The sequence below is a fragment of the Janthinobacterium sp. GMG1 genome, from assembly GCF_034427795.1.
Classification (GTDB): Bacteria; Pseudomonadota; Gammaproteobacteria; order Burkholderiales; family Burkholderiaceae_D; genus Janthinobacterium.
Map to the genome: position 1 here is coordinate 167,584 of NZ_JAXQNT010000009.1, position 22,570 is coordinate 190,153.

General features: G+C 65.4%; 16 protein-coding genes. 7 read left to right on the forward strand and 9 right to left on the reverse strand.

The features are described from left to right. Window positions 1–15: 15 nt before the first annotated feature. From SJI03_RS22335 to SJI03_RS22355, 5 genes are read right to left on the reverse strand one after another with little or no spacing between them, the layout of a single operon-like run. A complete protein-coding gene (locus SJI03_RS22335) occupies window positions 16–1,659 on the reverse strand; it encodes a DUF2235 domain-containing protein (protein ID WP_322428633.1) in 1,644 nt (547 codons plus the stop codon). A gap of 3 nt (window positions 1,660–1,662) precedes the next feature. Continuing rightward, a complete protein-coding gene (locus tag SJI03_RS22340) occupies window positions 1,663–2,325 on the reverse strand; it encodes a hypothetical protein (protein ID WP_322428634.1) in 663 nt (220 codons plus the stop codon). After that, window positions 2,322–3,257 (reverse strand): DUF4123 domain-containing protein, encoded by a 936-nt coding sequence (locus SJI03_RS22345; protein ID WP_322428635.1) that lies wholly within the window; start codon window positions 3,255–3,257, stop codon window positions 2,322–2,324. Before SJI03_RS22345 ends, SJI03_RS22340 begins: the two co-directional genes overlap by 4 nt. Before the next feature lie 2 nt (window positions 3,258–3,259). Beyond that, window positions 3,260–6,157 carry a type VI secretion system Vgr family protein gene (locus SJI03_RS22350; protein WP_322428636.1) on the reverse strand — a complete coding sequence of 966 codons (2,898 nt, stop codon included), beginning with the start codon at window positions 6,155–6,157 and terminating at the stop codon, window positions 3,260–3,262. Further along, window positions 6,154–6,897, reverse strand: coding sequence for a hypothetical protein (locus tag SJI03_RS22355; RefSeq protein WP_322428637.1), 744 nt, complete (start codon window positions 6,895–6,897; stop codon window positions 6,154–6,156). Before SJI03_RS22355 ends, SJI03_RS22350 begins: the two co-directional genes overlap by 4 nt. A 268-nt stretch (window positions 6,898–7,165) precedes the next feature. On the opposite strand from SJI03_RS22355, the gene SJI03_RS22360 reads away from it, so the two are divergent. Genes SJI03_RS22360 through tssA form a run of 7 tightly spaced genes read left to right on the forward strand, consistent with a single transcriptional unit; the run spans window position 7,166 to window position 16,435 of the window. Beyond that, window positions 7,166–8,008 carry a M15 family metallopeptidase gene (locus tag SJI03_RS22360; RefSeq protein ID WP_322428638.1) on the forward strand — a complete coding sequence of 281 codons (843 nt, stop codon included), beginning with the start codon at window positions 7,166–7,168 and terminating at the stop codon, window positions 8,006–8,008. A gap of 11 nt (window positions 8,009–8,019) precedes the next feature. Then, the gene (locus SJI03_RS22365; RefSeq protein ID WP_322428639.1) at window positions 8,020–8,289 is read left to right on the forward strand and encodes a PAAR domain-containing protein; all 270 of its coding nucleotides are present in this window, start codon (window positions 8,020–8,022) and stop codon (window positions 8,287–8,289) included. Window positions 8,290–8,320: 31 nt separating this feature from the next. Next, complete coding sequence (locus SJI03_RS22370; RefSeq protein WP_322428640.1) at window positions 8,321–9,748, forward strand: hypothetical protein; 1,428 nt, start codon at window positions 8,321–8,323, stop codon at window positions 9,746–9,748. Between the two features lie 53 nt (window positions 9,749–9,801). Beyond that, window positions 9,802–13,554: a type VI secretion system membrane subunit TssM gene (gene tssM, locus SJI03_RS22375; protein WP_322428641.1), complete on the forward strand. Its 3,753-nt coding sequence runs from the start codon at window positions 9,802–9,804 to the stop codon at window positions 13,552–13,554. Continuing rightward, complete coding sequence (gene tagF, locus SJI03_RS22380) at window positions 13,551–14,534, forward strand: type VI secretion system-associated protein TagF (RefSeq protein WP_099380629.1); 984 nt, start codon at window positions 13,551–13,553, stop codon at window positions 14,532–14,534. Before tssM ends, tagF begins: the two co-directional genes overlap by 4 nt. Before the next feature lie 2 nt (window positions 14,535–14,536). Beyond that, the gene (locus tag SJI03_RS22385; RefSeq protein WP_322428642.1) at window positions 14,537–15,349 is read left to right on the forward strand and encodes an OmpA family protein; all 813 of its coding nucleotides are present in this window, start codon (window positions 14,537–14,539) and stop codon (window positions 15,347–15,349) included. 48 nt (window positions 15,350–15,397) lie between these two features. Continuing rightward, the gene (tssA, locus tag SJI03_RS22390) at window positions 15,398–16,435 is read left to right on the forward strand and encodes a type VI secretion system protein TssA (protein WP_322428643.1); all 1,038 of its coding nucleotides are present in this window, start codon (window positions 15,398–15,400) and stop codon (window positions 16,433–16,435) included. A gap of 13 nt (window positions 16,436–16,448) precedes the next feature. Here tssA and tssH read toward each other — a convergent pair whose 3' ends face one another. Genes tssH through tssE form a run of 4 tightly spaced genes read right to left on the reverse strand, consistent with a single transcriptional unit; the run spans window position 16,449 to window position 22,549 of the window. Next, window positions 16,449–19,106, reverse strand: coding sequence for a type VI secretion system ATPase TssH (tssH, locus tag SJI03_RS22395; RefSeq protein ID WP_322428644.1), 2,658 nt, complete (start codon window positions 19,104–19,106; stop codon window positions 16,449–16,451). Between the two features lie 55 nt (window positions 19,107–19,161). Continuing rightward, window positions 19,162–20,247: a type VI secretion system baseplate subunit TssG gene (tssG, locus tag SJI03_RS22400; RefSeq protein ID WP_099380633.1), complete on the reverse strand. Its 1,086-nt coding sequence runs from the start codon at window positions 20,245–20,247 to the stop codon at window positions 19,162–19,164. After that, a complete protein-coding gene (gene tssF, locus SJI03_RS22405; protein ID WP_099380634.1) occupies window positions 20,211–22,055 on the reverse strand; it encodes a type VI secretion system baseplate subunit TssF in 1,845 nt (614 codons plus the stop codon). Before tssF ends, tssG begins: the two co-directional genes overlap by 37 nt. A gap of 2 nt (window positions 22,056–22,057) precedes the next feature. Next, window positions 22,058–22,549, reverse strand: coding sequence for a type VI secretion system baseplate subunit TssE (gene tssE / locus SJI03_RS22410; protein ID WP_035817453.1), 492 nt, complete (start codon window positions 22,547–22,549; stop codon window positions 22,058–22,060). Between the last annotated feature and the right edge of the window lie 21 nt (window positions 22,550–22,570).

Genomic DNA, 22,570 nt, shown 5'->3' on the forward strand with positions numbered 1-22,570 from the left:
CCAAGCCCGTTTCTGCTAGGCTATCGCCGTATTGCCACCTGCCGACGCTTCTTTCGGCACCAGCATCGCCTCTTTTACGCCGCCCAATTCCGGTTTTGAACCCTCATATCGCCAGTAAAGATATTTCTTGCCTCGTTTCCCCATGAAGTACTGCCGGTTTCGGGACCAGCGACTGGCTTCAACAAAGCCGATACTGGCGTCAGTCATCTGATTCTTGAATCCCGCAACAGAATCATGCACATAACGATCGAAGAATTTGTCAAATAAAGTCCGCTCCGCAACCGACATCGACTTTCGGAGCTTGCCTTTCCAGGCATCGTAGATCGCGTCTTCCAGCGGTTCCGTGGCACTACGAAAAAAGCCTGTTTTCTTTTCTGCGATATTCTGCACGTCGCGTTCCCATTCGCTGTCCGTCGTGGTCATGTATTTATCCGGCGTGGCATACATGACGGACTGCCCCTTTGCGATGATGGTTTCGCGTTCTTTGCGCGCCGCGCGCTGGCGTTCCGTGCGCCCCCAGCGCCAATGATAGTAATTGTTCATGTGGCTGATGACTTGTTTCTCGAGCCGCTTGTCTGCGCTGACGTGCTTCATGTAGGTGTCGAAGCATCCCTGCAATTCGCTGCTGATGTTAAACAGCGAGCCATAATCCTGAAGAACCTCTTCGGGAGACTTGAACGGCACCCCCGCCGCATATGCCGACAAATACATATTGCACAGCGGAATGCGCGACAATTCGTTTGAGCGTCCTTCCTGATTCATGTCGTCATAACCGCCGCCCACGTCGGAGTGTGCCCCGGGATAAAGGGTTTCCCGGCAGTTTGAGTCAGTGGCCTGATCGATTCGAATAGAATCGGATGGAAATTTCTCCCGCACTTCATGCGCTGCGACATAATGTTCGCAGAAGCGCACGTATGGTGGAATACGCAGATCGGCGGCCCATTCCGCATGGCCGCCCTCGTCTGCCAGATACATCACGCCCCCCCACACAGGTCCCAGGTAATATTTGAGATCGGACTCAAGGCGACTGCCGCCAAACCCCACCGAGGCCACGGTATCAAAAATGCCGAGGAAGTAAATCACCAGACGCGGCTGAATAAATCCGCCACTTTTGGTCCAGATCAGCCCATCTCCTTGCTGATAACATTGTCCTGCCAACTGACGCACAAAGGCCCGCGCCTGGGCTGCCCCCCGACTGAAACCAAACACCGCAACATTGATTTGATTTACATGCGGCATGTGTTTGTCCACCCGCATCTTGAACTCCTTCAGCATCCAGCTGATCCGGGCCTGCCCTTTTGCAGCAGATGCCATGCCGAGCGCCCCATCGATTCCATCACCACTATCCTGAACCTCTGGAAACGGCGTGCCGACCCCTGGCGCATATATCGCGTAGGTCTTGTTTTTTTCATCTTCGGCCGTATGCGCAAATTTTCCCAATTTCGCAATATTGCTGTACTTTACCTTCGACGCAGCCAGCGAGCCATTGCCATCTTTTTTGAAATTATTTCCAGTTCCGTCAAAAAAACAACTGATCCAGACGGGCTTTCGGCAATCCGACTCCTTCGCACATTTTTCCAGTTCCTTGCGATAAATTCCTCGCGCAAGCCGCTCACTCTTCGTGACGTCGCTAAGCCGGCGTATCGTTGGATTGCTCATGGTCTATTCCCTGTGCGGTGTCCGCGGTATGCCATAAAAAGGATTCTCGATTTCCTGCTTGCAGAACTGGCCTTGGGGAAGGCGCGCCGAATGCAGTTTTACCTGCTCGGAAGCAAGCGGCGCCTGCGTCTTGAATGTGCCCAGATGTGCCTGAACCGTACCATCGGCAAGAAAGTGCAAAAGCACGATGGTTGGGCGCTCGGGCCCTTTGGCGGGCAGGATGTCAACAGTAGCCTGACACCAGCGGCTTCCAGGAGCACTCATCCTGGAAGTGCGTTCGTCATAGTCGACACCCGATTTTCCATCGTGGTAGGCCGTATCGAAAACCACGCTCCAGACCACGCGCACGCGCAGCGGTTTATCCACTGGACTATCCCAGATGAAACAGCAATTTCCACTGCTGAAACTGACTTTTTCACCATTGTCCATTTCCGCCTCGCTTGCGTCGCGAAAAAAAATGGAACCGCCGCTGGGCGCTTCATCGACATTGAATGGCAGTGAAATGCCCTTGAATGCGATCGAATAAATATCGTACGGCGTGTAGTTATATGACGTGGTAGTGAAGGTTTTCTCGCTTAATTCCTGTTGCAAGCGTTCTTCCTTCGCCCTGGAATCGCAAGCGGTCAAAATAAATAGGCACAACACGATGGAGGTCAGTTTTTTCATGTCGGGATCGCATTCATATTGGAAGCGGAAACTTCTTCGAGCACAGCCCATTGCCCAGGAGTCCAGGCCAGGATCCGGTCACTGAAGGACTGCGGCGTTCCTTCGGCCTGCAAAGCGATGGCGGCGAGTGGGGCCAGATGAAAATCGGCACCTAACATGAGCGACAACATGCAGTAACTTTTCAAGTCTGTGGGCGAACTTAATCCATATGCCTGCGCCCTGCCCAGTTGTTCAAAAAAAAAGTCGTAGCGCTGATCCGGAGGCAAACCATCGAGCGCCTGCGGATCATCGCTCTCCATTTGCTTCATCAGCATGTACGGCGATGCTCTATTCATCAGTTCGAGATATTGATGTTGTGTCAAAAGCATGCATTCACTGCCAGGCGGGGCAGGCGCCTCATTTTCCTCGCCAGGTACAATTTGTGGCACCCCACGCACGTCCTTGTACAACCAGCCCGTGATGCCTGCGAGTGCAGTCTTGCGCTGCGCCGTTTCCAGCACGTCCAGCCAGTGCGGCAGGATAAGCGGATCGTAGTAGCGCATGATCCACTCGGTACCGTCATCGTGCACCACCTCTGTCAACCAGGTCAGCCGTTCTAACAATTGCTGCAGGGGCTGGCCAGAAACAATCAGCGACATAAAATGGGCGCTGCCGGCAGTGCACAGCAATTTGGCGAGCAAGGGACATTTCTCGCGCTGCATATGCCGCAACAATATCGGGCCAGCGTACAGGGCGTCCAGCTCAGCCAATTCACCCAACAGGGAATACAACTCAACGCTGTGATCGCCAGGCAAGCGGATACGGGCCACACCATCCAACTTGGCGCCATCAATCAAGCTGTAGAGGGTCTCCGACTTGTCGAGAGCAGGACTATCGAGCAGCGCAAGCAACTGCAAACCACACGCGGGGACCCCGCCATCGTTTTCGCGCATGATCATTCCCCCTTCGCGGCAAAGGGCGAGCCGCTCCTGGCCGCATTTAACAGACATTCCTTGCAAATACTGCGAGGCATTACCGGCAGTGGATAGCTTGCACGGGATGGCCCGTCAAAACTCTTCTTGCCGGCATGCACCGTGATCTTGCCGGGGCACTGCACGGTGATGTTGCCGCCCTCGATGGTGATATTCGCCCCGCCCGCCGTCGACAGGCGGATGCTTTTCGCCGCCGCCCAGTCGATGTGCGCGGCGGCGCTGACGATATTGACTTCCTCGCGCGCCTGCACGTTGAGCACGTCGGCCTGCGCCTGCAGGTCGATGGCTTGTTTGGCGGCGATCAGTTGCAGGCCGATATTGTTCTCGCCCGCCTTGACGACGCCGGCCAGCGCGCCGATGGCCTGGCCGCTGTGCACGCGCAGCTGGCCGCCGCCGACGAACTGGGTGTCCTGGCCGCTCATCAGGGAGGTGGTTTCGCCATTGACCAGCTGGATATCCTGGCCCGCCAGCACGCCCAGGCCGGCACGGGCGGCGATGGCGATGATGGCGTCGCTGCTGTGCGGCAGCTTGTCGTCGCCGGGGCTGGTCGGCTTGCCCGCCGCGTCGCGCCTGGCGGCGGCCGTATTTTCCTGGCTCAGCATGCCGGAAACGCTGGTCAGGAACGCCGGCAAGGGCGCCGCCTTTTCGTCGAGCACGCTGGCATTCACCTTGGCCGGGCCCAGGTGGCTGGCATACGCGACCGTCTTGTGCGTGACGGCGGCGGCGCTGAAGGTTGCACCCAGCTTGGCTGCCTGCTTGAGCAAGACCATGCCGGGCGCATTGTCGCCGGCCGGATCGCGCGCCTGCGCGTCGTGGTTCACGAGGTAGCTGGAAATGAGCAGGCCGGCGCCGGCCCGCACGGCGCCGTAAGCGTCCGTGCGCAGCTCGGCGCCCGTGCCGCGCAGGCTGCCCCGGTAATTGTCGGCCGCATGGATCAGGTGGCCAAGATTGAGTTCGCTTGCCGCATGGCTGCTCTTGAGCTGGATGCGCCCCTGCTGGTCGGTATCGTCGAACAGCAACTGGTTGTAGCCAGAGCCGGAGCCGGCGGCGCCGAATTCCTTGCTGCGGATGCCCCATTGCGCCGCGCCGTTGCGGTGACCGGCGCTGCCGCCAGCCGCGCCATGCCAGAGCGGGCTGTTGCCGCCGGCCACGTTGCCCTGCGCCGATGGCGCATGGTCGCGCGCCGGCTCGAAGACGCTGGCGTCCGCGGGCTTGTCCGTGATGCCGCCCGGCGTGGGCGCGACGCCGCCCTCGCCTTGCCCGTTGTACAGGGCGCCGACGATGATGGGCCGGTCGATATCGTTTTCCAGGAATTGCACCAGCACTTCCTGGCCGATGCGCGGCAGGAACTGGCTGCCCATGCCGCCGCCGGCCGAGCGCTGCGCCACGCGTACCCAGCAGGTGGCGCTGCCGTCAAGTTGCCAGTGGAAGCGGATGCGCACCCGGCCCAGCTTGTCGCAATGGATCTCGCTGCCGCCGCTGGCGCCGGTGCCGCCGTCGGCGCCGACGACGATGGCGCTCTGGCTGCCGCAGGCCGTCGGTTTCGGGTGGTGGCGCGCGTCGCCGCCGTCATGCACGGGGCGCCATGGCGTATCGGCCGCGATCGCTTCAATATGGTTGGCATACCCGCTCTCGGCCGCCTGCGCGATCACTTGCTGGAAATGCGCGATATCGCGCGGCGCCAGCGCCTGGCCAGCCAGGCTTTCCTGCAGCAATTCGGGAATGGGGCCGAACAGTTCAGCCAAGCCCTGCCTGGCGGGCGCCGGCAGATTATTCACGCCCACGCTGCGCACGCGCAGCACCACCAGCGCCGGCGCCTCGGCGCCGTCCTGCTGCAGCGGTCCCTGCGTCAGGGTAAAGCGCGTGCCGGCACGCAAGGTGCGCACGGTCGAACGCGCCTGCCAGCGCTCGCAGCGCGCTTCGATCGCCTGCATCTGCAGCAAGGCATAGCGTTCGGCCTGGGCCGCACTGGCATAAAAATACTGGCCGGGCGTGTCATAGCTTTCCAGCGCGGGCGCGCTTTTTCCGCCCGGCGCCAGCCGGGTCGGCACGCTGGCGCCGACGGCTTTCTTGGCCTTGTAATCGTAGCTGAGCACGGTTGCCACCGCCGTGCGCAAGCCGTGTGCCCGGCACAGCGCCTGGATGGAATCGGCCTGTTCCATGGCCCGCGCGCCCTGAAAACGGATGCCGCCGCCTTGCGCGCTGCTGGCATCTTCCGGCACCGCGCTCAGGGCGCTGCTGTCGGCGAACAGCACCAGGCAATGGCCTCCCTCGTGTTCTTCGAAACGCCAGGCCAGGCCTTCTTCGCCCAGCAGGCGCGTGACGAAGGCCAGGTCCGACTCGCGGTACTGGCAGCAATAGCTGCGCGGCTGCGCCTCGGCCATGAACGGCCCCGTATCGCCGCTCCAGCGCCAGTCGGCTTGCGGCGCGTAGGCCTGGAACACGCTGTCGACGATCTCGATCACGCTCTTGTCTTGCCAGACGCGGCTGTTGCGTACCTGGCTCAACAGCCATAACCACGGCGTCAGGCGCAGCCGGAAACGGGCCAGTCCGCCGTCACTGCCCAGCATGGCGGCAGCGCTGATATAGCCGCTGAAGACAGCGCGGCTGCCATCGGCCAGGCTGGCATGCAACGCGGCCGGCTTGCCCAGCAACGGCGCCAGCGCCACATTCGCCTGCGTGGACAGCACGATGATGTCGCGCGCGCCCACGGTCTGCAACTGTTCGTCGGCGACAAACGCTTCCACCAGCCACTGCGCCGTCCCGCCTTCGCCGCCGTCCAGCGACAGTTCATACAGCCGCGTCACGCTGCTGAAACCAGCCAGGGAAGCGTTGACCTGATCGGCGCTGGCGGCACTCATTTTCCGTCTTTCGCGGCAGCTTGCCCGGCCTTGCATTGCGCGTTGTCGGCATGGCCCTGGCAGGCGCGCGCGCGGCACGCCACGGCCGCGTCGCGCTTGAGCGCCGCGCATTGCTGCAACTGGGCCCGCAGGCCGGACGCGGTTTTCTTCGGCGCCGGCGCGGCCTGCGCGTGGGCAAGCAGGGCCGACAGCAGGGCGATATCGCTGTCTTCCGCGCGGCGCACGGGCGTGGCAGCAGGCCCTTTCGCCGTTGGCTTTTTGGCTGCCGGACGGGGCGCCTTGGCCACCGGTTTCGCTGCAGCCGGTGGCGGCGACGGCGTTTCCAGCGCCTTGCTCAGCACATCGTCGGGATGCGCGGCACGCGCGTTCCGGGCAGCGGCAGTGGCGGTTGTGGCGGTCGCGCCTGCATCGAGCATCTCGCTCAGGCTCTGCTGCGGTGCGGCTGCGCCGGGCGGCGCCTCGTCATGGATGCTGGCAACGGCCGGCGGCGCCGCCACGACGGCGGGTACGGCGGTGGCGACGGGCAGGGAAAGCGGCGCAGCGTCGTCGCCAGCCCGTTCTCCGCGCTGGCCCAGCCAGACGCCGGCGGCCAATAACAGCAGCAGCGCGGCCACCGCGCCCATGCCCCCGCGCAGCGCCAGGCTGCCACGCCGGGCCTTGGCGGACGAGCCGGTACTGCCACCCTCGAGCGTGGTCAGGATGCGGTTACGGTCGGCCTCCGCCTGCTGTGCCTGGGTCAACAGGCTGGGCCGGGCCGGGAGCCGGGGGCTATCGTCATGAGTTCGCAAAATGTGCGCTCCTGTAATATTTGCAAGACTTTACGCTATTCAACAAAATCATGACGCGTGCCATAAAATCAACAGTGCGCACCCCCCGCACAATTGAAAAAAGCCCCCCTTAATTATCAGTTTTGTAAGATATACTTCCAGGCAATATCCATCGCTTTCCTGTTTTCTGTGATGGACAGCACCGTTTCCCGCAGCCAAACATTTCCTGATTGAGGTTAGCGTGTTCCTACTCGCGGTAGCGCTGTATTTCATCCTGGCATGCCTGATCAGCTGGCTGATCCTGTTCCCGGCCGGGCGCGATTTCGTGCTGCACGCCGTCGACGGCGCGGAGCAGCGCCTGGCGGCCTGCCTGCAGCGCGTGACCAGGCGCCGGCAGTCGGGCATGGCCAGCCTGGCACAGCGATGCGCCACGCTGTGGGCCCGCACTGCCGAGCCGCTGCGCCGTCATTACCTGCTGTGTCTCGCGGGCGTGGCCGCGATCAGCCTGCCGACCCTGCTGGCCCTGATGGCCGACAGCAAATCCATGCTGGGCGCCTACGATGTGTCGACGCGGGAAATGAATACGCAGGTGGCCAGCCTGTTGCAGGGTGAGCAGCTGGTGCCGCCCGTCGACCTGCCGCCGCTGGTGTTTGCCACCGAAGAAGTGCGCCAGGAGCGCCCGCTGCTGGTATCGGCCAGCCGCAACTGGACCTTGCTGAATGTGGAGTACGCCCAGCGCCTGCTGCTGGTCTTCAAGATCATGAAGGAAAAACACGGCTACGAGATGGCGCTGCTGGAAGGCTACCGCAGCCCCGAGCGGCAAGACATGTTGGCGGGCATGGGTCCCAACGTCAGCAACGCGGCCGCCTTTCAAAGCTGGCACCAGTACGGCCTGGCGGCCGACTGCGCCTTCCTGCGCAATGGCAAGCTGGTCATTTCCGAGAAGGATCCGTGGGCCATGCGCGGCTACCAGCTGTATGGCGAGGTGGCTGAATCGGTCGGCATGACCTGGGGCGGACGCTGGAAGATGATGGATTTCGGACATACCGAACTGCGCCTGCCCGGCGTAATGAAAAAACACTGAAGGGAGCGCGTATGGCGGGTCCGGTAATCAGATTAGGCGACAAGACATCGCATGGCGGCACCGTGCTGGAAGCATCGGTGGTGAGCGACAGCGGCGGCATCGGCATGGCGCGGGTCGGCGACAAGGTTGCCTGTCCCCTGCCCGGCCATGGCGTGTGCCCCATCGTCAGCGGCGACCCCGGCTTCATCGTCGATGGCAAGCCCGTGGCGCGCCACGGCGACAAGACCAGCTGTGGGGCGCTGCTGATCGCCAGCCAGCAAGCTACCATCGACCAGGCATGACGGCCCTGCCCATACGCGGAGGAGCCCGCTGATGCGCCCCTGGTTGCGACGCTGCCTGTTGAGCGTGTCCGTCTTTGCGCTGAGCTGGACGGGCGCCATCGCCTACTGGCGCGACAGCACGCGCATGCCGACGCCGGGCGAACTGGCCGGCGCCATGCTGGCACTGCCGCTGGCCCTGCTATTGCTGCTGTGGCTGGGTAAAAAAGTGCTGGCCAGGCTGCTGGCCGGGCCAGCCCTGGCGGCGCCGGGCCTTGCCGCCCCCCTCCAGGCCGAGGCGGCGACACCTCCCGCGGCGCCGGTGCCGCTGCATATCGTGGCGGCCAGCCTGCGCATGCCGGGCGGCGCCACGCCGTCAGAATTGCTGGCCGCCATGCACTCACGCCAAAGCCGTCCCGCGCTCGACAGCCAGCTGCTCGATGAAGATGGCTATCCCCTGCTGTGTGCCAGGGTGGACGGCATCGACGAAGAGCTGCAGCAGCAATTGCTGGCCGCCTGGCTGCGCGAGCATCCGCAGGCCGACCTGGCGAGCGAACCGTTTCCCTTCAATCCGGAAGACTTGCGCGCGTTGGCCCTGGGCGCCGTGGTGCTGGCCGAACTGGTGGACGAAGCCCTGCAGCATGCGCTACCGGCCTCGCCGGCCAGCGCGCTGCCCATGCTGCGGCTGCACCTGCTGATGCCGGCCTCGTGGAGCGCCGCCCAGCACCAGGCCGGCGACGCCTGGCTGCGCCAACTGACGCGCGAGCAGGGCTGGCCAGCGCAGCAGTTGCTGCCGCCCACCGAACCGGCCACCCGGCAACTGGCGCCGTTTGTCCTCTTGAACCAGCTTGCCGGGCACGCGGCCCCACCGCAGCCGCCCTGCCTGTCCATCGTGCTGGCCTGCGATTCGCACCTGGGCGAGCTGCGCGTGCATGTCCTGGCGAGCCAGGGCCAGCTGTTCAGCGCCAGCCAGGCGCACGGACAGATTCCCGGCGAAGGCGCGGCCGGCCTGCTGCTGCTGGCCATCCCTGGCGCAACGGCACCACCGGACGAGCCGGCGCCAGTCCTGCTGCACCGCGCCGCCACGGGCGAACTGCCGCAAGGCGCCAGCCAGCGGGGAGCAGCCGACAAGAACATGCTGGCGGACCTGGGCAGGCAGGCGCTGGCGGCGGCAGGCGACGAGGCGACGGCCGGCATCGCGCTGGTCAGTGCCGATACCGACCAGCGCGCCAACCGCATGCTCGAACTGATGCAATGCGCCGCTGCCCTCCTGCCCCAGCTGGACCTGGGCGAGCAGGTGCTGAGCGTCGGCGCCGCATGCGGCCAGTGCGGCGCCGTCACGACGCTGGCCGCATTGGCCATGGCGCGGCAGGCGGCGGCCGACGACGGCGCGCACGTCTTATGTCTCAGCAACCTTGATCCACTCCAGCGCGGCGCCCTCGTCATTGGTCCGCCCGCAAAAAGCAGTCACAGCACCACCTGATACAGCGACGCCCCATTCACGCACCTTAACGGTTTGCACACTATAAAACTATGATGCAACGATTCTGGCACTTCCTGACTTCACGCACCAGCCTGCTCATCCTCGGCATCGCGGCCGCCATCCTGCTGCTGTTCGCCTGCGCCGTCATTTTCGACTGGCCGGCCATCCGGCTGCTGCCCTTCCTGGCCGCGGCGGCGCTACTGGGCGCCATCGTGTGGTGGCTGCGCCGCCGCCGGCGCCGGCGCGAGGGCGCCAGCTTCAACAGCATGCTGGAGCAGCAGGCGGCCGGCGCCGCGTCCAAGGCCGGTCCGGTGCAGCGCGAGGAAACCGAAGCCATCCGCAAGCGCATGCTGGAAGCGATCAATACCATCAAGACGTCGCGGCTGGGACAATTGTCGGGCGATGCCGCGCTATATGAATTGCCGTGGTACATGATCATCGGCAATCCCGCCGCCGGCAAGAGCACGGCGATCGCCAATTCCGGCCTGCAGTTTCCTTTTGTCGACAGCAAGATCGTGCAAGGCATGGGCGGCACCCGCAACTGCGACTGGTTTTTCACCACCGACGGCATCCTGCTCGACACGGCCGGTCGCTACGCCATCAACGATGAAGACCGCGCCGAATGGTTCGGTTTCCTCAACCTGCTGAAAAAGCACCGCAAGCGCGCGCCGATCAATGGCATCATCATCGCCGTCAGCATTGCCGAGCTGACCGGCAGCAAGCCCGAATTCGCCATCGAACTGGCCAAGAACCTGCGCCAGCGCGTGCAGGAACTGACGGAGAAGCTGGAAGTTCATGCGCCCGTGTACGTGGTATTCACCAAGGCCGACCTGATCACCGGCTTCAGCGAATTTTTCCAGGATGCCGAGCGCGCCGAACGCGACAAGGTCTGGGGCGCCACCCTGCCCTACAGCGTCAACAGCTCGAAGCAGGATGTGCTGGAGCAGTTCGACCAGCGCTTCGACGAGCTGTACGATGGCCTGAAGGACCTCAGCCTGGCCAATATGTCGCTGCTGGGACGCGAGCGCATGCCGCCCGGCGTGTTCACCTTCCCGCTGGAATTCAGCTCCGTGAAGGGGCCGCTGCGCGCCTTCATCGCCACCCTGTTCGAGGAAAACCCGTTCCAGTTCAAGCCCGTCTTCCGCGGTTTCTATTTCACCAGCGCGCTGCAGGAAGGCGCTTCCGTCTCCGCCTCGTCGGAACGGGTGGCGCAGCGCTTCGACCTCAAGCCGCAGCAGCAGGAACACAAGGCGGTGCAGGCCCAGGACCAGCATGGCTACTTCCTGCTGAACCTGTTCCGCAAGGTGATCTTTGCCGACCGGGAACTGGTGGCGCAATACGCCAGCCCGCGCAAGACGCGCTTGCGCTATGCCACGTTTTTCACCGCCATCGCGCTGGCCGGTCTGGCGCTGGGCGGCTGGAGCTGGTCCTACCTGGCCAACCGCCAGCTGGCGGCCAACGTCCAGGCCGACCTGGAGCAAGCCATCAAGGTGCAGGACCAGCGCCTGGATTTGCAGTCGCGCTTCCAGGCCCTGGAAATCATGCAGGACCGCATCGAGCAGCTGGAAGCGTACCGCAGCAAGCGGCCGCTGGCGCTCAGCCTGGGCCTGTACCAGGGCGACTTGCTGGAGCGCAAACTGCGCGAAGAGTATTTTTCCGGCCTCAAGGAAGTCATGCTCGCGCCGGTGGCGCAATCGCTGGAGTCGTTCCTCGCGGAAGTAAACGCGGGCGCCGACCGGCTGCAGCCGCTGACGGCGGCGCCGGCAGGCACGGCGGCCGCGACCACAGCCAGTACGCCAGTCACTGCGGCAAACCAGCCCTTCAAGGATGCCGCGCCGACGAATGTGGAGGATGCCTACAATGCCCTGAAAACCTACTTGATGCTGGGCGACAAGTCGCGCGCCGAGGCCAGCCACCTGAACGACCAGCTGACCCGCTACTGGCGCGGTTGGCTCGACGCCAATCGGGGTAACATGCCGCGCGAACAGATGATCCGCAGCGCCGAGCGCCTGATCTCGTTCTACCTGACGCAGATCGACGACCCGTCCTGGCCGCAGATCGAGAACAAGCTGGCCCTGGCCGACCAGTCGCGCGACAGCCTGCGCCGCGTGGTGCGCGGCATGCCGGCGCGCGACCGCGTGTATGCGGATGTGAAGGCGCGCGCCGCCACGCGCTTCCCGTCGATGACGGTGGCGCGCATCGTTGGCGAGCAGGACAAGGAACTGGTGCTGGGCAGCTACGCCATCCCCGGCACTTTCACGCGCGACGCGTGGGAAAAATACATCCAGCAGGCGTTCCAGGAAGCGGCCAACCGCGAATTGCAAAGCGCCGACTGGGTGCTCAAGACGGCGTCGAAGGATGACCTGACCCTGGAAGGCAGCCCGGAACAGATCCAGAAGGCGCTGGTGGAACTGTACAAGACCGATTACGCCAGGGAGTGGCAGAAATTCATCCAGGGCGTCAGCATCCGCGAATTGAACGGTTTCGACAACGCGGCGCAGGCGATGAACCGCCTCGGCGATCCGCAAGCGTCGCCCCTCAACAAGCTGATCGAGACGGTGTACCAGGAAACCTCGTGGGACAACCCTTCGCTGCTGGGCCAGGGCTTGCAGCGCGCCCAGCGCGGGGCGATGGACTGGTTCCGCGAAACGGTGCTGCGCCAGAAGCCCGCCGCCACGGCGGTGGGCCAGGTCGGCGGCGCCATGCCGATGGGGCCCGTCGGCCGCGAATTTTCCGGCGTGGCGCGCCTGGTGGTGGCACGCGACAAGGAAGCCTCGCCCATGCGCGGCTACCTCGCGGCCCTGTCGAAGCTGCGCGTGCGCCTCAACCAGATCAAGAACCAGGGCGACACGGGCCCCGGCGCCAAGCAGCTGATGCAGCAGACGCTCGATGGCAGCGGCTCGGAGCTGGCCGACGCGCTGAAGTACGTGGACGAGCAGATGCTGACCGGCATGAGCGACCAGCAAAAGCAGGCCATCCGCCCGCTGCTGGTGCGCCCGCTGATGCAGACCTTCGCCGTCATCGTCAAGCCCACCGAGACGGAGATCAACAAGGTGTGGCTGGCGCAGGTGCTCGAACCGTTCCAGAAAACCCTGGCGCCGAAATATCCGTTCGCGCCCGACTCGCGCATCGAGGCAAGCAATGCCGACATCGGCCAGGTATTCGGTCCGGAAGGCGCCATCGCCAAGTTCTTCAACACCACCATCGGCCCGCTGGTCGTGCGGCGCGGCGACGCCATCAGCGCCAGGACCTGGGCGGCGATGGGCATTACCCTGGCGCCGCCGGTGGTGGCCAGCCTGCCCGGCTGGGTCGCCCCGCTCAGCGCCAACGGCGTAGCCACGGCGGCCGGCGCCGCCGAAGCGCAGACGCGCTTCGACCTGCAGGCACTGAATGCGCCCGGCGCCACCGAATATACGATCGAGATCGATGGCCAGGCGCTGCGCTGGCGCGGCCAGCCGCAGCCCTGGGTGCACATGGTCTGGCCCAACCCGCAGGGCGTGCCCGGCTCGCGCATCAGCGCCATCACGCCGGAAGGGCGCACCGTGGTGCTGCTGAACGAACCGGGGCATTTCGGCCTGAAGAAGATGATCGACTCGGCCAGGCGCACGCGCAAGGAGGGCGGCGTATTCGAACTGAGTTGGGAGAACAGCGGCGTCACCGTGACGGCCAACCTGAAGATCGTGGCCGCGCCCGCGCCGGCCGCCACCTCCGCCGGCAACCAGGGTTTCCGTGGCCTGAAACTGCCGGAATCGGTCGCCATCGGCGCGCCGGAAACGGCCACCGCCATCGCCGGGAACACCCCATGAGCCGCCCTACCGTTACCCAGATCGGCTATTTCGGCAAGATCCCCAGCCGCGGCGACTTCATCAAGCACGGCGACAACCCGGCCCTGCTGAAGATGCTCGATGACTGGCTGGCCAACGCCATGGAACTGATGACGGCCGATGCGCGCTGGAAGCTCACCTACGATGCGCTGCCGCCGCTGCATTTCGCCTTCATCGGCCCGCGTCGCGGCCGCGCCATCGCCGGGCATATCGCCGCCAGCAGCGATGCCTCGTCGCGCCGCTTTCCCTTCCTGATGATGGGCGCCATGGACGTGGCGCAGCCGGCCGGCTTCGTGCCGACCAGTCCGCTGGTGCTGTCGCGCCTGTGGAACCGCCTCGATGCCCTGAGCACCGAGATGTGCGGTGCGGCGGCCGGCGCCGCGCTGCCGGCCGCCGCCGCGGGCGCCAGCATCGAACTGGACTTGCGCGGCAGCGCCTACGATGCCGCCTTCGACGATTTCCTCGCCTTGCAGACGGTGGGCGCGCTCGACGCCCTGCTGGCGCCCACGGGTTTTGGCGGTTCCGTGCGCCAGGTGCTGCTGGCCCTGGGCATGCTGCTGCAGCCCGTCATGGCCAGCAGCTCCAGCCGGCTGGAAAAAAGCCTGGAACTGCCGCTGCCGGCCGACCCGCTGTACCGCAACCTGGTGGCGGCCTTCTGGATGCACCTGATCGCCCCGTTCCTGGCGCGCGCCGACTTCGAACTGGCGCTGTTCATCACCCGCATCCGCGGCCGCCATGCGCTGGTGCTGGGCTTTTGCGGCGCCTCGGCGCAGACCCTGCACGCCATCATGGAACCGCAGGCGGCGCTGGAACACCACATCGCCTTCGACGACCTGGCCTGGGTCGAGGAACACGCCAACAGCGACTACGCCATCAAGAAAGCCTCGAGCTACCTCGCGCAGGCCAACCTGTCACTCAAATCGGCGCACGACACGTTTCGTGCCGCCTTCATCGGGACCTGATCATGCGCCACATCCGCCTTGCCATCCTACTCAGCCTGGTCTTCGCGCCGGCCGGCGCCAGCGCGCAAAACGCCGCCGCGCCGGCGGCCGCTGTCTCGGCGCCCGCCGCCGCCACGCCGCAACCGGGCCAGGTCCTGGCCAGCGGCACGGTGCCGGACGAAGCGGCCAAGGCGGCGGTGCTGGTACGTCTGCGCGAACTGTATGGCGCCGACAAGGTCGTCGACCAGATCGCCGTCGGCCCGGTCGCGCAGCCGGCCAACTGGAACGCCTATGTGCAAAAGCTGCTGACGGCGGACCTCAAGCAGATCCGCCGCGGCCAGCTGAAGATCGAAGGCAGCGTGGTCAGCGTGCGCGGCGAAGTGGCCAACGAGGCGCAGCGGCAAAAGATCGCCAGCGACTTCGCCACCAGCCTCAATCCCACGTACACCGTCAACAACGGCTTGCGCGTGTCCGCTTCCGAGCAGAATATCCTCGACGGCGCGCTGGCCAACCGCACCATCGAATTCGAGAGCGGCAAGACCACGCTGACGCCGTCGGGCCGCGCCATCCTCGACGAAATGAGCGCGGCGCTGCACAAGCTGGCAGGCCGCAAGGTGGACATCATCGGCCACACCGACAACCTGGGACTGCGCGCCAGCAACCAGAACCTGAGCCAGGCGCGCGCCGAGGCGGTCAAGACCTACCTGGCCGGCAAGGGCATCGACGGTGACCTGCTCAGCGCTTCCGGACAGGGCCCGGACCGTCCCATCGCCAGCAATGACAGCCCCGATGGCCGCGCGCGCAACCGCCGCATCGAATTCCGCATGGTCCAGTAAGGCCGCCATGCCTCCAGCAAGCCATCCGCCCCACTGCCGAGAACACACATGATTTCAGCCGACCAGCTCCTACTTCCCATCAGCGCCGAGCAGCCATGCGGCGTCGACCTGTCCTTCTCCACCGACTTCGACGCCATCGGCCAGGCGCGCAAGTTCGACGACCCCACGCTCGACCAGGGTGAGTGGGTCACCGACCTGAAGGAAGCCGACTGGGCCTTCGTACTGCAGCGCTGCGCCGCCCTGCTGGGCGAAAAGAGCAAGGACTTGCGGCTCGCCGCCTGGCTGGCCGAAGCCAGCGCCAGGCAAGACCATTTGCGCGGTCTGGGCGAAGGCTATCGCCTGCTGGCCGGCCTGCTGCGCCAGTACTGGGACCTGGGCCTGTACCCGCAGCCCGATGGCGACGACCACGAGCAGCGCATCGGCAACCTGAGCTGGATCCTGGCGCGCACGCCATCCCTCGTGCGCGCCATGGCACTGACGGACAAGCAATCGGGCGGCTGGTCGACCATCGACTTCGAGACGGCGCGCAAGCGGGCAGCCAGCAACCAGGACGGCGTCAACGGCACCAGGCTGGTGGACATGGAGGCGGCACGGCGCGGCACGTCGGCGCAGTTCCGCGCCGCCTTTGCCGCCGACGCCCAGTTCTGCCTGGATGCGCTGGCCGAGCTGGAACAGGCCGCCGATAGCCGCCTGGGAAAGGATAGTCCGGGCTTTTCGCTGGCGCGCGAGGCCCTGCAGGCGATGCAGCTGGCCCTGCCCGCCGCGGCCGTAACCATCCCTGCCGCCAGCGTCGCCGCCGCACCGGTGCCGGCTGGCGGCCTGGCGGCACCGGCCGCCGTGCCGGCGCTGCCGCCGGCGGCGCCCGGCGAACTGCAAAGCCGCGCCCAGGCGCTGGCGCAGCTGCGCCAGGTGGCGCAGTACTTCCGCCAGACGGAGCCGCACAGCCCCGTCTCGTACTTCGCCGACAAGGCCGCCAACGCGGGCGAACAGAATTTGCACGAATGGCTGCGCGGCGTGGTCAAGGACGGCGCCTCGCTGGCCCACATCGAGGAGCTGCTGGGCATCGCGCCCGGCAGCGGCCACTGAAGCGGCTTGACGCCTATTTGATCGTATACCGGAACTGCCCCTGCTTGCCGGCGCTGGCCTTGATCCTGCTGATGCCCTGCCCTTCGGCCATGCGCGCCAGCACGGCTTCGGCGATTTCCGGCAGCAGGCTGCCGTTCAGGATATTGTCGACATTGCGCGCGCCCGAATCGACTTCGGTGCAGCGCGCCAGCACCGCCTCGACCAGCGCCTCGTCGTAGAGGAACTCGGCCTGGTGATTGGCGGCGATGCGCGCGGCGATCCGGCCCAGCTTCAATCCGATGATACTGGCCAGCACATCGTCGCCGAGCGGATAGTAGGGAATCACTTTCAGGCGCCCCAGGAACGCGGGCTTGAAGACCTTCAGCAACTGCGGGCGGATGACCAGCTCCAGCTGCTCCGGCGTCGGCAGCTGCTCTTGCGGCAGGTTCAGGCACGCCTGCATCATGCTGGCCGACGCCACGTTCGAGGTCAGGATGATGATGGTATTCTTGAAATCGATCTCGCGTCCCTCGGCATCGTCCATCACGCCCTTGTCGAAGACCTGGAAGAACAGCTCCATGACATCGGGATGCGCCTTTTCCACCTCGTCGAGCAGCAACACGCTGTACGGATTGCGGCGCACGGCCTCGGTCAGCACGCCGCCTTCGCCATAGCCGACATAGCCGGGCGGCGAACCCTTCAGCCCCGACACGCTGTGGGCTTCCTGGTATTCGCTCATGTTGATGGAAATGAGCTTGCGTTCGCCGCCGTACAGCACATCGGCCAGCGCCAGCGCCGTTTCCGTCTTGCCGATGCCGGACGGGCCGACAAACAGGAACACGCCCTTCGGCTTGTCCGGGTCGTCCAGGTTGGCGCGCGCCGTGCGCACGCGTTGCGCCACCGCCTCGATCGCGTGGGGCTGGCCCAGCACGCGCTCCTGCAGCAAATCCTTCAGCCGCAGCACCGTCTTGAGTTCATCCTTGACCATCTTGCCCAGCGGGATGCCGGTCCAGCCGGCGACGATTTCCGCCACCACGTGGCCGTCGACCTGCACCGGCACCAGCGGCGTCTCGCCCTGCAGCGAAGCGAGTTCGGCCTGCAGCGCCAGCAGCTCGCGCCCCTGGCCCGCATCGGCCGGCGTGCCCTCCTCGAGCTGCCGGCGGATCGCCTGGATCTGTTCCGACAGCGCCTTTTCGCTGTCCCAGCGCGCGGCCAGCTGCGCGTGTTCCTGCGTGGCGGCGCCGCGTTCGGCCTCGAGTTGCTGCAGCCGTGCGCCGTGGCGCGCGCCGCCGCTCTCCTCGCGCGCCAGGGCCGAGGCTTCCGCATCGATGCGCTCGCGCCGGCGCGCCACGCTGTCGAGCAGGGCCGGCGTGGCGCTCTGCCCCAGCGCCACCCTGGCGCAAGCCGTATCGAGCACGCTGATGGCCTTGTCCGGCAGCTGGCGGCCGGCGATGTAGCGATGCGACAGGCGCACGGCTTCGGTGATCGCCTCGTCGAAGATGCGCACCTTGAAATGCTGTTCCATCAGCGGCGCCATGCCGCGCAACATGGCGCACGCCAGCTCTTCGCTCGGTTCCTCGATCTTGACGACCTGGAAGCGGCGCGCCAGCGCCGCATCCTTTTCAAAATATTTTTTGTATTCGCCCCAGGTGGTGGCGGCGATGGTGCGCAGCTCGCCGCGCGCCAGCGCCGGTTTCAGCAGGTTCGCCGCATCGTTCTGCCCGGCGCTGCCGCCGGCGCCGATCATCGTGTGCGCCTCGTCGATGAAAAGGATGATGGCGTGCGCGCTCTTGCCCACTTCGGCGATGACGTTTTTCAGGCGGTTCTCGAACTCGCCCTTGACGCTGGCGCCGGCCTGCAGCAGGCCCATGTCCAGCGTGTGGATTTCCACGCCCTGCAAAATGTCGGGCACGTCGCCCTGCACGATGCGCAGCGCCAGGCCCTCCACCACGGCCGTCTTGCCGACGCCCGCCTCGCCCGTCAGGATGGGATTGTTCTGGCGCCGCCGCATCAGGATGTCGATCGCCTGGCGGATTTCCATGTCGCGCCCGATCACGGGATCGACCTTGCCGGCGCGTGCGCGGGCCGTCAGGTTGACAGTGAACTGATCCAGCGCCGGCGTTTTCGACGCCGCCGCACCGGCCAGTTCCCCCACGGGATCGCCGCCGGCGTCGCCCGCATCCTCCTGCCCCGCAACTGCCTCGCCGGCTTCCTGCGACCCCTCGGTCAGCTTGTCGAGCCCGTGCTTGATCTCGTCGAGCTTGAATTCGTGGAACAGCGCCGAGCCCCGGTAGGCCAGTTGCGCCAGTTCCGGCTCGGTCAGCAGCGCCTGCAGCAGGTGGCCGCTGCGGATGCTCACCTGCCGCCCGGCGCGCAAATCGAGCGAAGCGATCAGCCAGGCATGCTCGAACAGCTTGGGCAGGCGCACGGAAAACACGGGCGTGCGCGTGTTGCCCGTCTGCAGGCGCGCCACTTCGGCGCGCAAATCCGCTTCCAGCATGCTCACGCTGACGCCGCTCCTGCGGGCAATCAGCACGAAATCGCTGCGCGGCTGCTCCAGCAGCGCGAGGAAAACGTGCTCCAGGTCGACTTCATACTGTCCCAGGCCGACGCAAAGACTGGCCGCCCGCGTGGCGGCCGTGCGGCAGGTGTCGTTCAACTTGCTGATCAGGGTTTTCAGGTTGATGCTCATGGGGCGGCGGTCCTTGTCGGGTGATGGTTAACGAAATCGGTGGAGAAGCGCGAGCTCAGGCCAGCGCATGCAGTTCATAGCGGACATCGGCGCGGTCGCTCGCCTCGCCGCCGGTGATCAGGAAACTGTCCCAGCCCAGCCGCCCGCCGCTGCGCGGCACCGCCAGCGCAATGCCCTGCACGTCGGCGGCGCGCAGCACCAGCTGCACTTCGTATTCCAGGCACAGGCCGGTGAACATGGCGAGCATCTTCTCGAGCGCGAGGGCGGCCGCGCCGCCAGGCAGGAAGGCGTCGAAGTGGCAGCGGGCCAGCGGGCCGATGGTCAGCCGCAGGCGCAGGTCGCGCTGCCAGACGCGCGCGCCGACCATGGCGGTGGCGCCCAGCAGGGCGTTGCTGCCGCCCAAGGTGCTTTGCTGCTCGCGCGGCACGTCGTACCAGCAGCCGACAAACTGGCTGACGGCGATGCGCTGCCCGAAATACTCGGACAGCACCTGGCCGATCAGCACGGCCGATGGCGGCCGGTGGCGCATGGCGGCGGCAAAGTAGCCCACCGATTCATCGAGTACGCCGGCGCCGTCCCCCGCCAGGCGCTGGCGCAGCGAGGCGTTGCCCAGCCCTGCCAGCGACAGCAGCAGCGGCAGGAACTGGTCCTTGCCGTCGAGCTGGTATTTGAGTTCCAGCCGGTACTTGCGCCACGCTTCATAGAACAGGGCCAGGGCGCGGTTCGAAAACGTGTCGAGGAAGGCGCGCGGCCCCTCGTCCTTTTCATATAGCTGGTGCGTGGCGATGCGTTCCGTATAGTGCAGCGGCAGCGCGCCGGCGACGCCGAGAAACCCCATGAACGCCGGCGTGACGCGCACGTATTTCAGCTGCGCGCTGCGCAGCGCCGCGCCCAGGGCGTTGGCGTCCGTGGCCAGTTCGCGCGGTTCCGGCGCCAGCGCCTCGATCTGGCTGGGGGCGAAGTCGAGCGAGACGGAATTCTGGAAGCGCAGGAAGCTGGCCACCGCATCGTCATGCGGCAAGCCATTGCGCCTGAGCCAAAGCTCCAGCATGCGTACCGCCTGGAAGTACTGGAAGCGGCAAGGCTGGGCAAACAGGCGCTCGATTACACTAGGCTGGAATCGCCGCTGCGTGGTTTGCATCGCCACAGCTCCTCTCCTGATTTTTTTGCCAGCACCACCAGTTGCGTGAAGCTGTTCGCATGCACATACAAACCGAGGAAGCACTCGATCACATGCGCAAAGGCGTGGATGCCGCTGCCGACGAAGGCCTCTTCGTCTATCGTCAGCCGCACTTCGACGCCGCGCACCAGGCAGGCGAAGGGATTGCCTGGCAACCAGGCATTGACGGCCTGGTGGGCGATGGCCGTGATGCCGCGGATTTGCCGCTGCGAAGTGGCCGAGCGCGGCAAGTCGTACAGGGTCAGCATTTCCTGGAACGCTTCCAGGCCGCTGCCGGCCAGCGACAGGTGATTCAGCGCCAGATGCGAAATCAAGCGCCAGTGGGCGCCCCGTCCCCGCTCGAAACGGTGCGACTCGCTGGGTTTGCGCAGCAGGCTGATGCTGCGCACGCTGGAGCCGCCTTCGAGGAACAGGTCGCCGCCGTGCAAGCCGTAGGTCAGCTGTGCCGGCAAGTCGCGGTTGGTGCAGCTCAGCTCCAGGCTGAGCGTGTCCGTTTCCACTGCGGCCGGATCGAAATCGATGTCGACGATCGATATCTGCGTCTCGTAGCCGGGACTCTTGCCGGCGATGATCTCGTCGCGCCGCATGACCCAGTAGTGGCCATCCCTGGCCGGGGTCTCGCCATGGCGCAGCGAATAGAAGGGACGGAATTCCACCACGGATTCGCCCTGCGGCGTCTGCCGCACCAGCTTGACCGAGTCGATCGACTGCACCTCGAACGCATAGGCGCGGCGCGCATCGGCCAGCACGGGATAGCTGGCGGCCGTGTGCGTGAGGCGGATAGGCTCGCCGCGCTGGCGGAACAGGTTGACCACCGGCGTGCAGCCCAGCAGCAAATTGTGCGTGTTCATCGTCCCCAGCAGGCGCGCCGTGTTCGAATCGGTGCGCAAGCCGCTCAGCGCCAGATGCAAGGTGATGCGGCGGCAGCCGGACGGCAGCGCGGCGCACAGCGCACCGAGGTCGATGTCGAAGAAATTGAATTTTTCGGGAAAGCAGAAATACTCGGTCAGCAGCCGGTAGGCCGGATGCGAGCGGGCGGAAAACGGGATCAGCGCATCGTCCTCGGCAAAGCCGGCGCTGCGCACCGGAATGCCGTCGAGCGCAACCCAGCTGCCGCTGCCGTCCGCCTCGGCGTAGGCCTTCACGGTGCGCATGAACAGGGCGTCGCGCAGCGCCGCGCAAAACGAGGGCTGGCCATCGATGAACACGCGCAGCGATGCCAGTCCCAGCTGGCCCAGCGACAGCTGCGCGGCGCTCGACTCGATGGTGATGCGCACGCCCGAGGTGGCATTCGCCGGCAGCAGCACCTGTTCCGGCGCCTCGATGATGGCGGAAAAAGCCGCATGCGTGAGCGCCAGCGGTGCCACCGTCACGGGGTAGGCCGTGCGGAAGGTGCAGGCCACGCCTTTCACGGGGCGCGTCGTCAGCTCCGTACCGCGGGCGATTTCCGCCGGCGCCGTCAACTGCGCCGCCGCGGCGGCGTAATCCATGCGTGCGATCGAGCACGAGGGAAACGGCCGCAGGTAATGCGGATAAAGCACTTCGAACAGCGCTTCGGTAAATTCGGGATAATCGTCGTCGATACGCTTCGAGATGCGCGAATTGAGCAGCGCGAACGACTGGATCATGCGCTCGATGTGCGGGTCTTCGCACACCTCGCCGCCCATCAGCAGGCGGCCTGCGATCTTCGGGTAGCGCTCGGAAAACTCGCGCGAATAGCGGCGCAGGAAACCCAGTTCGCGCTCGTAATAAGGCAGCAATTCATCCAAGGTCAGGCTCCCGTGGACGCGGCGCGGCGTCCCTTGCTGATCGTGTAATGCAGGCTGGAAGGCTGCAGGATGGCGTCGAAGCTGACCGGTTCGTGCGCCGCATGCACCACCAGCAGCGCGCTGATGGCGAAATTGAGGCGGTTGATCGAGCCTTCCTCGATTTCCAGCGATGCACGTACCTGGCGCAAGCGCGGCTCGTGACGGGCGATGGCCTTCTCCAGGCACTGGCAGATATAGGCGCGGTCGTCCGTGCTCGACAGGCTAAGCCCGGCGAAATCGTTCAAGCCGTACGTGATGATCGACTTGCCGCATTCGGGAAAGGGTTTGAGCAGCGCCTCGGGCAGCACGGCGCGCGTGTTGAGCAGCGCTTCGAGATCGCGCGCCACGGTGTCTTTCAAGTCTTCGAGCGAGAGGCGCGAGACGGTGCCGCTGGAGGCGCCGTGCACGGGCGTATCCATCAGGCGGTCGAACAGGCCCGGCGTAAAACCTTTCATGGGTTTCCCGTTTCTTGGGTG